This is a genomic window from Streptomyces sp. Ag109_G2-15 (assembly GCF_900215565.1).
GTDB lineage: Bacteria > Actinomycetota > Actinomycetes > Streptomycetales > Streptomycetaceae > Streptomyces > Streptomyces diastatochromogenes.
In genome coordinates this window covers 2,103,495-2,116,443 of record NZ_OCNI01000002.1, presented here as the reverse complement: position 1 = coordinate 2,116,443, position 12,949 = coordinate 2,103,495, and the positions used below count along the sequence as shown (strand labels likewise).

The window sequence follows — 12,949 nt, the reverse complement described above, 5'->3', positions numbered from 1 at the left end:
CGAGGGGGCCACCGCCGGCGCGGCCTGCTGGTCGCCCGACGGACGCCGGCTCGCCTTCCTCGACGGGGAGTCGGCCGTACGGATCCGCGCCGCCGACGACGGCACACCCCTGGTGCGCTCCGCCGCCACCTACGGCAGGGCCGCCGTGCTCCTGTGGTCCCCCGACGGACGCCTGCTCGCGACCGCGGGGGACGGGTGGGTCGCCTTCTGGCGGGCGGAGACGGGAGCGTGCCAGGCCGTGTCCCGGCTGGAGTGCCGGGTGCCGCTGGACGCGTACTGGTCCGGCGGCGGCCGCTCGTTCGTCGTGATCGGCGAGGACCACCGCCGCTACACCTGGTCGCTGCCCGACGGCACGGACGCCCGGAGTTGCGAAGCGCTCCTGGAACAGGTCGCGGCCGAGCCGGCCGAGCTGTCCGCCGAAGAGCGCCGGCGCCACGGGCTGCCCATGTGAACGCCCCCGGCGCCGAGCGGTGCCGGGGGCGTTCACAGCGCTGTCAGCCGCGCAGCTGCTCGTACGCCGGCAGGGTGAGGAAGTCGGCGTAGTTCTCGTCGAGGGACACCTGGAGCAGCAGGTCGTGGGCCTCCTGCCAGTGGCCGGCCGCGAAGGCCTCCTCGCCGATCTCCTTGCGGATGGCGTCCAGTTCCTCGGCGGCGACCTTGCGGGCCAGCTCCGGGGTGGCCCGGTCGCCGTTCTCGAACTCGACGCCCGCGTTGATCCACTGCCAGATCTGGGAGCGGGAGATCTCGGCGGTGGCCGCGTCCTCCATCAGGTTGAAGATGGCGACCGCGCCGAGGCCGCGCAGCCAGGCCTCGATGTACCGGATGCCGACCTGGACGGCGTTGACGAGACCGTGGTACGTCGGCTTCGCGTCGAGCGAGTCGATGGCGATGAGGTCGGCCGCCTCGACGTGGACGTCCTCGCGCAGGCGGTCCTTCTGGTTGGGCTTGTCGCCGAGGACCCGGTCGAAGGACTCCATGGCGATCGGGACCAGGTCGGGGTGGGCGACCCAGGAGCCGTCGAAGCCGTCGTTCGCCTCGCGGTCCTTGTCGGCGCGGACCTTCTCGAACGCGACCTTGTTGACCTCGGCGTCCCGGCGCGACGGGATGAACGCCGCCATGCCGCCGATCGCGTGCGCGCCGCGCTTGTGGCAGGTGCGGACGAGGAGTTCGGTGTACGCCCGCATGAACGGGGCCGTCATCGTCACCGCGTTGCGGTCCGGCAGCACGAACTTCGCCCCGCCGTCACGGAAGTTCTTCACGATGGAGAACAGGTAGTCCCAGCGGCCGGCGTTCAGACCCGCGGCGTGATCGCGGAGTTCGTAGAGGATCTCCTCCATCTCGTACGCCGCCGTGATCGTCTCGATCAGGACGGTGGCGCGGATGGTGCCCTGCGGGATGCCGAGGTAGTCCTGCGCGAAGACGAACACCTCGTTCCACAGGCGGGCCTCGAGGTGCGACTCGGTCTTGGGCAGGTAGAAGTACGGGCCCTTGCCGAGGTCCAGCAGGCGCTGGGCGTTGTGGAAGAAGTACAGGCCGAAGTCGACGAAGGCACCGGGGACCGGCTTGCCGTCGGCGTCGACGAGGTGGCGCTCGTTCAGGTGCCAGCCGCGCGGGCGCATGACGACGGTCGCCAGCTCCTCGTTCGGGCGCAGGGCGTACGACTTGCCGGTGCGCTCGTCCGTGAAGTCGATGTTCCGGGTGTAGGCGTCCACCAGGTTGATCTGGCCGAGGACCACGTTCTCCCAGGTGGGCGCGGAGGCGTCCTCGAAGTCGGCGAGCCAGACCTTGGCGCCCGAGTTGAGCGCGTTGATGGTCATCTTGCGGTCGGTGGGGCCGGTGATCTCGACGCGCCGGTCGTTCAGCGCGGCCGGGGCCGGGGCGACCTTCCAGGAGTCGTCCGCGCGGACGGCGGCCGTCTCCGGGAGGAAGTCGAGCGTGGAGGTGCGGGCGATCTCGGCGCGGCGGTCCGCTCGGCGGGCGAGGAGTTCGTCACGGCGCGGGGTGAACCGCTGGTGCAGCTCCGCCACGAAGGCGAGCGCCGCGTCGGTGAGGACCTCCTCCTGCCGGGGCAGGGGCTCGGCGTCGACGATGGCCAGCGGGGACGGCGCTGGTGCGGACATGAGCTGTCACTTCCTTCAGCGGTGGCACCGGGTGCCAAGTGGCACGAATAGGGCGGTGAGCGCCCGCTGTGCGGTCGGACGCTTCTGAGCAGTGGATAGTAGTTTCCTCATTGTGGAACTTCAATGGTTTGTTGATATCGAGATTCTCTGGGTCGAGGCAAGGTGGCGCTCGGTGCCACCCCGTTCACTCAAGGTGGCTCAGGTCGGCCTCGGTGTCGATGTCGTACGGCTCGGCCACGTCCGCGCACTCCACGAGCCGGACCGTTGAGGCGTGTTCCTTCAGGTAGGCGCGGGCCCCGCGGTCGCCGGTGGCGGTCGCCGCGATGCCCGCCCAGTGAGCTGCGCCGAACAGGACCGGATGCCCGCGCTCGCCGTCGTAGGCGGCCGAGACCAGCGCCCCGTCGCCCTCGTACGCACCGAGTACCCGGGCCACCGCGTCCGGCCCGATCCCCGGCTGGTCGACCAGGCTCACCAGGGCCGCGCGCGCCCCCGTACCGGCGAGCGAGCCGAGCCCGGCGCGCAGGGAGGAACCCATGCCCTCGGCCCAGTCGGGGTTGTCGACCAGCACGCAGCCGCTCAGCTCGGCCCGCTCCCGGACGTCGTCCGCCTGTGCCCCGAGCACGACGTGGATCCGGCCGCACCCGGCCGCGCGCAGCACGCCGACCGCGTGCTCCACCAGGGGGCGCCCCCGGTACTCCAGCAACGCCTTGGGCCGCCCGCCGAGACGTCTGCCGCCGCCGGCCGCGAGCAGCAGCCCGGCGATCTCCTCGTGTGGGTCCCGTGGGTCCCGCTTGTCCGTCATGTGTCCTGCATACCTGACACGGGCCGCGGCGGCCGGTTTCCTTGGGCTGAATTTCGGTCCGCGCTGTGGCGCCGCCGCACGGCGTGGCGTTTACTGGCCCGCGCGCACGAGGGCGTGCAAGGGGGGAGGGCTGTGTTGCGGAGCTTGGGGCAGAGGCCAGTGACCGGCAGCGACGAGGACACCAGAGTGGCGGAACTGCGGACCGCGGTGTCCCGCCTGCGCCGCGAGTTGGCGGCACTTCCGTCGGAGTTCCCCGACCGGGACATAGCCGAGGACGAACTGGCCACCCTGGCCGCGATGGCCGCCGGCGGTATGCCGGAGATCCCGCGCCTGCGCAGGTCCCTGTTACTGATAGCGGGCGCGATCGGCTCGGTGAGCGCGCTGGCGCGGGGGCTGTCGGGGGTGCGGGAGGCGGTGGACCTGTTCGGGGAGCCGCCGCGCGACCGGTCGGGCGGTTGAACCGGCCTTCCGTCAAGCTCCGTTGACAACTTCCACGAAAGACTGCGGCAGTCTCCTCAACTCCGAAGAGAGTTAAAGGAGTTGAGGGGCGTCATCTCGGTCACCGCGGAGTCGTCCGGACCACCGCCCCCGCCCGGTGCGAAAGGCGACCCGGTCACCATCGGCGCGATCATCGTGGCCCTGAGCGCTTCGGGTGGCGTACTCACGGCACTGGTCGGCACCCTCGGCGACTGGCTCGCCCGCCGCTCCGAACGGGACGTCCTCGTCGTCACCGTCGACGGCGACACCCTGGAACTCCCGGGTCCCACCGATGCGGAGCGGGCCGCCCTCGTCGAGGCCTTCGTACGCCGCCAAACCGACGCACACCGCACGGACTCCGACGCGTCATGAGCCGCCGGTTGGCGCTGCTGATCGCCACCTACGAACACCAGGACCCAGGACTGCGCCGGCTGACCGCCCCGGCTCACGACGTCGAGGCGCTCGCCGCGGTGCTGCGCGACCCGGAGATCGCCGGATTCGAGGTCAGAACGCTCGTCAACGAACCCCACCACCGGGTCGGCGAGGCGGTGGCCGGTCTCTTCGAGGGTCGCCGCACCGACGACCTCGTGCTGCTCTACTTCACCGGCCACGGCCTCAAGGACGAGGACGGCCGCCTGTACCTGGCGATGCGCAACACGCGCAGGGAAAGCCCCCTGTTCACCTCGCTGCCGACCACCCAGATCCACCAGGCCCTGTCCGACTGCGTCTCGCGCCGCAAGGTGCTGATCCTGGACTGCTGCTACAGCGGGGCGTACCCGGAGGGCCACCTCCCCATGGCCGACGACGGGGTGCACACGTTCGAACAGTTCCATGGGTCGGGCCAGATCGTGCTCACCGCGTCCGACGCCATCAGGTATGCGTTCGAGGGCGACCGGCTCAGCGGCTCCGCGGTCCAGTCGGTCTTCACCCGCCACCTCGTCGAGGGCCTGCGTGAGGGCAGCGCCGACCTGGACGGCGACGGCAACATCACCATGGACAAGCTGTACCGCTACGTCCACGACCGCGTGATCGACGAGATGCCGCAGCAGCGGCCGATGATGCGGGACAGCGTCGAGGGCCGGATCGTCATCGCCCGCAACGTCAACTGGTCGCTGCCCGCCCACCTCGGCCACGCCCTGGCGAGCCCGCTCGCGGCCGAACGCCTGTCCGCGCTGGAGGTGCTCGACCACCTGCGCCGGCAGGGGAACGAGGTGGTCCGAGCCAAGGTGGAGGAGGAGATCGCGCGGCTGGCGGCAGACGACAGCCGCTTGGTGTCTCAGGCGGCGGAGCGGCTGCTGGGCGGGACGGGCACCCGGACGCCGGTGGCGGTGCCGCGGCCGAGCGGGGTGGGTACGGGGGCGATGCCGGTGGGGTCGCAGCCTGGTGGGACGAGTACGGGCGCGGCGCCGGCGGGGTCGCAGCCCGGTGAAGTGGGCGCGGGGGCGGCGCTGTTGGGGTCGCAGCCCGGTGGTGCGGATACCCGGGCGCCGGTGGCGCTAGCGCAGGGCGACCCGCCCGTGGCGACCGGAGCGGGGCGTCGACGGCTGCCGGCGTTGCGGTTGCCGACGCCGCGGTTGCCCAGGCATGGACGGCCGTCACGGGACTGGTGGCCCACGGCCGCGTCGATCGGCCTGCAGCGGCTTCGGGCGCGCACCCGCGCGTTGAACCTCCGGGCGCTCTGCGGTGGGTCGGCCCTGCTCGCGGCCGCGCTGACGGTGGGAGCGCTGCTGCAGCGCAACGAGGCATACCCCCGGTTCTCCTCGGAGGAGTGGGGCAGCATCACCTGGTACCTCGCCGGCTTGGCCGGGGTCGCTCTGGCCGGGGGAGTGTGCACCCTGGTCCCCCGCACCGGAGCGCTGACCGGACCGGGCCTGGTGCTCGGGGCCGCGACCGCTTCCCTGTGTGGGCTGGTGTACTTCGCCGGGTCGGCCGCCGGCGATCCGCATGCGCCGGACGCGGCCATCCCGTCAGGACTCGCCGCGCACGCCGCACTCCTGGCCGCCGCATGCCTCGCCCTGGCCGCCCTGATCAGGAACCCGGAGGTGCGCTTCGACCTCCGGCCGCCCCGGGCGCTGTGGAGCTACGTGGTGGTGGGCACGGCCTGCGGTGTGGCCGTCGTCGGCGCCCTGGCCGGCGTACTACTGCTGGACGAGTCCGCGGGGCTGCGGGAGTTCTTCGACTACCCGGATCTCGCGCTGAGCTCCCACGCCTTCGTGGTGGTCGTGGTGGCCCTGGCGGTGGCCGCCGCCACCTGGGCGCGATTCACCTCGTTCTACCAGGAGTCCCTCGGCAACGTCGCGCTCGCCGCCGGGGCCCTGGTGGCCCTGCTGCTGCTCACGACCGTACTGGCCCGCTGGGCCAGGACGGCCGAGCGGCCCGTGGCGCGACCGCGGGGGAGAGTTCTGGTGGCGGCGCTGGTCGTCCTGCCCCTGCTTGCGGGCTCGGCCGGTGCCGTCGTCGATGTCCGGCTGCACCGCGCGCGTGTCGTGGTGCAGCCGCTCGACCTGGTGCTCAGCCCGGACGGCGACCGGTTCTACGTGGTGAGTCTGCTGCGCCGGGCCTCGCAGGAGAAACCCGAGGGTCTGTCGGGAGAGGTCACGGTGCTGGATCCGGCCACGGGCCGGACGACCGGGCGCCGCACGCTCCTCGTGAAGGCCGCGAACGACGCGGCGCTCACGAGGGACGGACGCTATCTGTATCTGGCCCAACCCTATGGCGGCACCGTGACGGTCGTCGCCACCGAGGAGATGGAGCCCTTCGGCGATCCCCTGCGACTGAGCGGCAGGCCCTCCATGATCCACACCACCGGGGACCGAGCCTGGGTGGCCGGCACTCCCTCCGGGGCCTGGTCGTCGATCGACACCAAGAACGTCAGGCTCAGCGTACGTACCGTCACCCCCGGCAAGGGATGGCAGGTCGCCGCGGTGAACAACGACGGCACCCGGATCTACACGGGCAAGGGCAGCACGGTCACCGGGTACGGCCTGGCCCCATCGACGACTCCCGCCTCTACGTGGTGGAGGACGGCAAGGACACCAGCACCGTCGTGGCCGTGGACACGCGGACCGGCACGGTCGAGGGCCGGACGAGCGTACCGCTGAGCTTCTTCGGCCACCGGGTGGCGGTCAGCCCCGACGGCCGCCGCCTCTACGTGGCCAACGAGGACTACGACGGACAGCTCTTCGTCATCGACACCGGCACGATGAGGAATGGCCAGGCCCGTCGATCTCCCCGGCCTGGTTTCGGACATCGCGGTCAGCCCGGACAGCGGCCGTGTCTTCGTCGCCCTGACCGACAAGGGCGAGGTCGCCACGTTCCCGGCGAACGACCCCCACGCGATCTCACGCTTCACCTTGAAGCAGCCCTGACGCCGGGGGCTGCACACCCGCAGCCGCGCGACGATCCGCAGTCCGCTCCCCTCAGGCGCCAGAACTCGCCAGCGCCTGAGAAAGCTCCACGGCGATTCCCTGCAGCACCGGCACGATCTTGTCCGTCGCCGCCTCGGTGACCCGTCCCGCAGGCCCGGAGATCGAGATCGCCGCCGCCGTGGGCGAGTCCGGCACGGAGACCGCGAGGCACCGCACCCCGATCTCCTGCTCGTTGTCGTCCACGGCGTAACCCAGTCGACGCACATCCTCCAGCGCGGCCAGGAACCCGTCCGGCGTGGTGATGGTCTTCTCCGTCGCGGCCGGCATGCCGGTGCGGGAGAGAAGCGCGCGCACCTCCTCGTTGGGCACGGAAGCCAGCAGCGCCTTCCCCACGCCGGTCGAGTGCGGCAACACCCGCCGGCCCACTTCCGTGAACATCCGCATCGAGTGCTTCGACGGCACCTGCGCCACGTACACGATCTCGTCACCGTCCAGCAGCGCCATGTTCGCCGTCTCGCCGGTCTCCTCGACCAGGCGGGCGAGGTACGGTCGCGCCCAGGTGCCGAGCAGCCGGGACGAGGACTCGCCGAGCCGGATCAGCCGCGGGCCGAGCGCGTACCGCCGGTTCGGCTGCTGGCGTACGTAGCCGCAGGCCACCAGCGTGCGCATCAGGCGGTGGATGGTGGGCAGCGGCAGCCCGCTGGTCGCGGACAGCTCGCTGAGACCGACTTCGCCGCCCGCGTCCGCCATCCGCTCGAGCAGGTCGAAGGCACGCTCCAGGGACTGGACCCCACCACTGGCGGAGGACTTGGCGAAGTCGGTGGTGCTGGCGTTGGACGTCGGCACGGCGCGTTCCTTTCGGGACTGGCAAGAAGGGCAGAAGCCTACCCGGCAGTCGGTTGACTCCCTGCTTGTACGTAGCTACGTTCTGCTTGCTGGAATTCTAATTCCGCTTTGTGGAAACGTCCAGAGTGGGCACTCGTGGAGCACTGCCCAGAAGTGTGCCTCTTGACGGCGGGGTGGCGGGAGTGAAGACTCCTTCAACAGAACGTTGAATTCCGTTACGTGGGTGTAAATCCCGTTTCCTGGAAGTAAACGGCGGCAGAGAGAGGGGTTCGGGTGTCCGACGCTGAACTGGTGCTGCGCTCGACGCGCGTCATCACTCCGGAAGGGACGCGGGCCGCCACGGTCACCGTGTCCGCCGGCAAGATCACGGCCGTACTGCCGTACGACGCCGAGGTCCCGGCCGCGGCACGCCTGGAGGACTTCGGCGACCACGTCCTGCTGCCCGGCCTGGTCGACACCCACGTGCACGTCAACGACCCGGGCCGCACCGAGTGGGAGGGCTTCTGGACCGCCACGCGCGCGGCGGCGGCCGGCGGCATCACGACGCTCGTCGACATGCCCCTCAACTCCCTCCCGCCGACCACGACGGTCGAGAACCTGCGGGTGAAGCAGCGGGTCGCCGCCGACAAGGCGCACATCGACGTCGGCTTCTGGGGCGGCGCCCTGCCCGACAACGTCAAGGACCTGCGCCCGCTGCACGACGCCGGGGTCTTCGGCTTCAAGGCGTTCCTGTCGCCGTCGGGCGTGGACGAGTTCCCGCACCTCGACCAGGACCGGCTCGCCCAGTCCCTGGCGGAGATCGCCGGCTTCGACGGCCTCCTCATCGTGCACGCCGAGGACCCGCACCACCTCGCCGCCGCCCCGCAGCAGGGCGGCCCCAAGTACGCCGACTTCCTGGCCTCGCGTCCGCGCGACGCCGAGGACACGGCCATCGCGAGCCTCATCGCCCAGGCCAGGCGCCTGGGGGCGCGCGTGCACATCCTGCACCTGTCCTCCAGCGACGCGCTGCCGCTGATCGCCGCCGCCCGGGAGGAGGGCGTCCGGGTCACGGTCGAGACCTGCCCGCACTACCTGACGCTGACGGCCGAGGAAGTCCCCGACGGCGCCAGCGAGTTCAAGTGCTGCCCGCCCATCCGCGAGGCCGCCAACCAGGACCTGCTCTGGCAGGCACTGGCCGACGGCGTCATCGACTGCGTGGTCACCGACCACTCGCCCTCGACGGCCGACCTGAAGACCGACGACTTCGCCACCGCCTGGGGCGGCATCTCCGGCCTCCAGCTGAGCCTGTCGGCCGTGTGGACCGAGGCCCGCAAGCGCGGCCACGGTCTCGACGACGTCGTCCGCTGGATGTCCACGCGGACGGCCGCCCTGGCCGGCCTGCGCGACAAGGGCGCCATCGAGGCCGGCCGTGACGCCGACTTCGCCGTGCTCGCCCCGGACGAGACCTTCACCGTCGACCCGGCCGGCCTCCAGCACCGCAACCGGGTCACCGCGTACGCCGGCAAGACCCTGTACGGCGTCGTGAAGTCCACCTGGCTGCGCGGCGAGCGCATCGTCGCCGACGGCGAGTTCACCGAGCCGAAGGGCCGGCTGCTCTCCCGCACCCAGTGAGCCACCTTCCGCACCCGCACCCCGCCGACTCCCGAAAGGAACCCCTGATCACCGTGACGGCGACACCCAGCTTCACCGGCGACGCGAACCCGTACGGAGGAGGCGACCCGTACGCGGACTACCGCACCGCCGACTTCCCCTTCACCCAGTACGCCAACCTCGCCGACCGGCAGCTCGGCGCCGGAGTCATCGCCGCCAACGACGAGTTCTTCGCCCAGCGGGAGAACCTGCTGCTGCCCGAGGCGGCCGAGTTCGACCCCGAGCACTTCGGCCACAAGGGCAAGATCATGGACGGCTGGGAGACCCGCCGTCGGCGCGGCGCCTCCGCCGAGCACCCGTGGCCCACGGCCGAGGACCACGACTGGGCGCTGGTCCGCCTCGGCGCACCGGGTGTCGTGCGCGGCATCGTCGTCGACACGGCCCACTTCCGCGGCAACTACCCGCAGGCCGTGTCGGTCGAGGGTGCCTCGGTGCCCGGCTCCCCGTCGCCCGAGGAGCTGCTGTCCGACGACGTGAAGTGGACGACGCTGGTCCCGCGCACGCCGGTGGGCGGCCACGCGGCGAACGGCTTCGCCGTCTCCGTCGAACAGCGCTTCACCCACCTGCGCGTCAACCAGCACCCCGACGGCGGCATCGCGCGCCTGCGTGTGTACGGCGAGGTCGTACCCGACCCCGAGTGGCTGTCGGTCCTGGGCACCTTCGACGTGGTCGCCCTGGAGAACGGCGGCCAGGTCGAGGACGCCTCCAACCTCTTCTACTCCCCGGCCACCAACACCATCCAGCCGGGCCGCTCCCGCAAGATGGACGACGGCTGGGAGACGCGCCGCCGCCGCGACCAGGGCAACGACTGGATCCGCTACCGGCTGGCCGCCCAGTCCCAGATCCGCGCGATCGAGATCGACACGGCCTACCTGAAGGGCAACAGCGCCGGCTGGGCCTCCGTCTCCGTCAAGGACGGTGAGAGCGGCGAGTGGACCGAGATCCTCCCGCGCACCCGCCTCCAGCCCGACACCAACCACCGCTTCGTGCTCCCGCAGCCTGCCGTCGGCACGCACGCGCGCGTGGACATCTTCCCCGACGGCGGCATCTCCCGCCTGCGCCTCTACGGCACCCTGACGGAGACGGGCACGACCGCCCTGTCGACCCGCCACCAGGAGCTGGGCGGCTGATCCACCCTCAAACGCGCGTGGGGCGCACCGGCCTGGACAGCACTGGTGCGCCCCACGTGTCCGCCGGGAAGGCTCAGGCCGCGTGTCCCCCGTCGACCGCGAACTCCGCGCCCGTCACGTAAGCCGCCTCCGGCCCCGCCAGGTAGGCCACCATCGAGGCCACCTCATCGGGAGTCCCGAACCGCCCCAACGCCGTCATCCCCGCCTGTGCGGACGCATACGGCCCGGACGCGGGGTTCATGTCCGTGTCCGTCGGTCCGGGATGAACGATGTTCGCGGTGATCCCCCGTTCCCCCAGCTCTCTCGCGAGCGCCTTCGTCAGCCCGACCAGCGCCGCCTTGCTCGTCGCGTACAGCGTCCCGCCCGGCCCCGGCACCCGCTGCGTCATGCACGTACCGATCGTGACGATCCGCCCGCCGGCCGGCATCCGCGCGGCCGCCGCCTGGGAGGCCAGGAACACCCCGCGCACGTTCACCGCGAGCACCCGGTCGACGTCCTCCAGAGTGAGCGTGTGCAGCGGGCCCAGCAGCCCCACGCCCACGTTGTTCACCAGCACGTCGAGCCCGCCGTACACCTCCGCCGTACGCTCCGCCGCGCCCGCCGCCTCCCTGGCGTCCGCCGAGTCGGCGCGCAGGGCCACCGCCCGGCGCCCCAGCGCCTCCACGGCCCGTACGACGTCCTCGGCCGCCTCCTTGCCGTGCACGTAGGTCACCGCCACATCCGCACCCGCGCGCGCGAGCCGCAGCGCGACCGCCGCCCCGATGCCCCGGCTGCCGCCGGTCACCAGGGCCACCTTGTCCTTCAGACTTCCCTGAGCTGTCATGTCTCCATCTCAGCGACCGCGCAGTCCGTCCGCTGGCGGCGAACGGACACCGAATCCGGCGACCGTCGGAACTCTTCGCTCCATCTCCCGCGTTCTCCCCGCGTGACCCTTCAGCAAGAGATCGTGGGCAACGCCATGCAGATGGCGGTCGTCAACCTGCACCCCGGCCAGACCGTGTACTGCGAGGCGGGGAAGTTCCTGTTCAAGACGACGAACGTGACCATGGAGACCCGCCTGTCCGGCCCCTCGGGCAACGGCAACGGCGGTCAGCAGAGCGGCTCGGGCGGCGGCATGGGCGGCATGCTGCGCCAGGCCATGGGCACCGCCATGCAGGTCGGCCAGCGCATGCTGGCCGGCGAGTCGCTGGCTTTCCAGTACTTCAGCGCCCAGGGCGGTGAGGGCACGGTCGGCTTCGCGGGCGTGCTGCCCGGCGAGATGCGCGCCCTGGAGCTGGACGGCACGCGCGCGTGGTTCGCCGAGAAGGACGCCTTCGTGGCCGCCGAGTCCACCGTCCAGTTCGGCATCGCCTTCCAGGGCGGCCGCACCGGCATGAGCGGCGGCGAGGGCTTCATCCTGGAGAAGTTCACCGGGCACGGCACGGTGATCATCGCGGGCGCGGGCAACTTCATCGACCTGAACCCGGCGGACTTCGGCGGCCGCATCGAGGTGGACACCGGCTGTGTGGTCGCCTTCGAGGAGGGCATCCAGTACGGCGTCCAGCGCGTCGGCGGCCTCAACCGCCAGGGCATCATGAACGCCGTCTTCGGCGGCGAGGGCCTGTCCCTGGCCACGCTGGAGGGCAACGGCCGGGTGATCCTGCAGTCCCTCACCATCGAGAGCCTCGCCAACGCCCTGAAGAAGGCCCAGGGCGGCGACAAGCAGGGCCCGACCGGCGGACTGTTCTCGACCCACACCGGCTGAACCGATGAGTTGCGGGTGGGTGCGGGGTCTGAGGTGATGACAACAGATCCCGCACCCGGAAGAAGGCACCCGCCATGGGCAAGCTCGTCTCCACCATCTTCGTCACCCTCGACGGCGTCTACCAGGCGCCCGGCGGCCCCCAGGAGGACACCAGCGGCGGCTTCGACCAGGGCGGCTGGAGCTTCACGTACGGCGACGACGACTTCGGCCGGTTCGTCGTCGAGGTCTTCGACCGCGCGGGCGCCTTCCTGCTCGGCCGCCGTACGTACGACATCTTCGCCTCCTACTGGCCGAAGATGACCGACCCGGCCGACCCGATCGCCGGCAAGCTGAACGCCCTCCCGAAGTACGTCGTCTCCTCCACGCTGACGGCACCGGAGTGGTCCGGCACCACCGTGGTCGGCGGCGACCTCGCCAAGGAGGTCACGGCCCTCAAGGAGCGCACGGACGGCGAACTCCAGATCCACGGGAGCGGCGCCCTGGTCCGCTCCCTGCTGGACCTGCGGCTGATCGACACGCTGCACGTGCTGACCTTCCCGGTCGTCCTCGGCGCCGGCCGCCGCCTGTTCGCGGAGGGCGCGGTCCCCACCCGCTTCCGGCACACCGGCGGCCGCGTCACCGGCGGGGGCGTCTCCATCCAGTCGTACGACCTGCTGGGCGCCCCGGAGTACGGGGCCTACGAACTCCCCGAAGACGCCCAGGCCTGAGGCGAGCCGTGGCTGGCCGGCGGCCCCGTGGGGACGGCGTGGGGGTCGCCGGTCGGGAGGTTAACTTCCTGAAAACTCATCGGACTTGACGGGAAAATCTTCAAC

Annotated in this window: 13 protein-coding genes; 9 read left to right on the top strand and 4 right to left on the bottom strand. The window is 71.5% G+C overall.

Annotated elements, in window-relative coordinates:
- Positions 1 to 451: WD40 repeat domain-containing protein (locus CRP49_RS45770; protein ID WP_143670121.1), on the top strand; the 451-nt coding region annotated here is incomplete at its 5' end.
- A 43-nt stretch (positions 452 to 494) separates the two neighbouring features.
- Here the strand turns inward: CRP49_RS45770 and aceB are convergent.
- Positions 495 to 2,120, bottom strand: a complete 1,626-nt coding sequence (gene aceB, locus CRP49_RS45765; protein WP_097259202.1) for a malate synthase A — start codon at positions 2,118 to 2,120, stop codon at positions 495 to 497.
- A gap of 184 nt (positions 2,121 to 2,304) precedes the next feature.
- Positions 2,305 to 2,922: an NTP transferase domain-containing protein gene (locus CRP49_RS45760; RefSeq protein WP_097259201.1), complete on the bottom strand. Its 618-nt coding sequence runs from the start codon at positions 2,920 to 2,922 to the stop codon at positions 2,305 to 2,307.
- A 132-nt stretch (positions 2,923 to 3,054) separates the two neighbouring features.
- On the opposite strand from CRP49_RS45760, the gene CRP49_RS45755 reads away from it, so the two are divergent.
- The 4 genes from CRP49_RS45755 to CRP49_RS47445 all read left to right on the top strand — a co-directional run bounded on the left by CRP49_RS45755 (position 3,055) and on the right by CRP49_RS47445 (position 6,767).
- Entirely contained in the window at positions 3,055 to 3,381 is a 327-nt protein-coding gene (locus CRP49_RS45755; RefSeq protein ID WP_097259200.1) for a DUF5955 family protein, read from the top strand.
- Positions 3,382 to 3,423: 42 nt separating this feature from the next.
- Positions 3,424 to 3,771, top strand: coding sequence for a hypothetical protein (locus CRP49_RS45750; RefSeq protein WP_257033886.1), 348 nt, complete (start codon positions 3,424 to 3,426; stop codon positions 3,769 to 3,771).
- Positions 3,768 to 6,500, top strand: a complete 2,733-nt coding sequence (locus CRP49_RS49015; RefSeq protein ID WP_107487144.1) for a caspase family protein — start codon at positions 3,768 to 3,770, stop codon at positions 6,498 to 6,500. Before CRP49_RS45750 ends, CRP49_RS49015 begins: the two co-directional genes overlap by 4 nt.
- Positions 6,501 to 6,608: 108 nt before the next feature.
- Positions 6,609 to 6,767, top strand: coding sequence for a hypothetical protein (locus CRP49_RS47445; protein ID WP_179852071.1), 159 nt, complete (start codon positions 6,609 to 6,611; stop codon positions 6,765 to 6,767).
- A 51-nt stretch (positions 6,768 to 6,818) separates the two neighbouring features.
- On the opposite strand, the gene CRP49_RS45740 is transcribed toward CRP49_RS47445, so the two are convergent.
- A complete protein-coding gene (locus tag CRP49_RS45740; protein WP_097259197.1) occupies positions 6,819 to 7,613 on the bottom strand; it encodes an IclR family transcriptional regulator in 795 nt (264 codons plus the stop codon).
- A gap of 273 nt (positions 7,614 to 7,886) precedes the next feature.
- Between CRP49_RS45740 and allB the strand changes: the two genes are divergently transcribed.
- Positions 7,887 to 9,224, top strand: coding sequence for an allantoinase AllB (gene allB, locus CRP49_RS45735; RefSeq protein ID WP_097259196.1), 1,338 nt, complete (start codon positions 7,887 to 7,889; stop codon positions 9,222 to 9,224).
- Positions 9,225 to 9,277: 53 nt separating this feature from the next.
- On the top strand, positions 9,278 to 10,393 hold the full coding sequence (alc, locus tag CRP49_RS45730) for an allantoicase (protein WP_097259382.1): 1,116 nt from the start codon (positions 9,278 to 9,280) through the stop codon (positions 10,391 to 10,393).
- A gap of 73 nt (positions 10,394 to 10,466) precedes the next feature.
- Here alc and CRP49_RS45725 read toward each other — a convergent pair whose 3' ends face one another.
- Positions 10,467 to 11,216, bottom strand: a complete 750-nt coding sequence (locus CRP49_RS45725; protein ID WP_097259195.1) for an SDR family oxidoreductase — start codon at positions 11,214 to 11,216, stop codon at positions 10,467 to 10,469.
- Positions 11,217 to 11,318: 102 nt separating this feature from the next.
- On the opposite strand from CRP49_RS45725, the gene CRP49_RS45720 reads away from it, so the two are divergent.
- A complete protein-coding gene (locus tag CRP49_RS45720) occupies positions 11,319 to 12,137 on the top strand; it encodes an AIM24 family protein (RefSeq protein ID WP_097259194.1) in 819 nt (272 codons plus the stop codon).
- A gap of 74 nt (positions 12,138 to 12,211) precedes the next feature.
- Positions 12,212 to 12,844, top strand: coding sequence for a dihydrofolate reductase family protein (locus CRP49_RS45715; protein WP_097259193.1), 633 nt, complete (start codon positions 12,212 to 12,214; stop codon positions 12,842 to 12,844).
- The last annotated feature ends 105 nt before the right edge of the window (positions 12,845 to 12,949 follow it).

Bases quoted from the DNA above. Each gene is read 5' to 3' on its own strand.
- aceB (WP_097259202.1), bottom strand. From the start codon at position 2,120: ATGTCCGCACCAGCGCCGTCCCCGCTGGCCATCGTCGACGCCGAGCCC.
- CRP49_RS45715 (WP_097259193.1), top strand. From the start codon at position 12,212: ATGGGCAAGCTCGTCTCCACCATCTTCGTCACCCTCGACGGCGTCTAC.
- CRP49_RS47445 (WP_179852071.1), top strand. From the start codon at position 6,609: ATGGCCAGGCCCGTCGATCTCCCCGGCCTGGTTTCGGACATCGCGGTC.
- CRP49_RS49015 (WP_107487144.1), top strand. From the start codon at position 3,768: ATGAGCCGCCGGTTGGCGCTGCTGATCGCCACCTACGAACACCAGGAC.
- CRP49_RS45725 (WP_097259195.1), bottom strand. From the start codon at position 11,216: ATGACAGCTCAGGGAAGTCTGAAGGACAAGGTGGCCCTGGTGACCGGC.
- CRP49_RS45760 (WP_097259201.1), bottom strand. From the start codon at position 2,922: ATGACGGACAAGCGGGACCCACGGGACCCACACGAGGAGATCGCCGGG.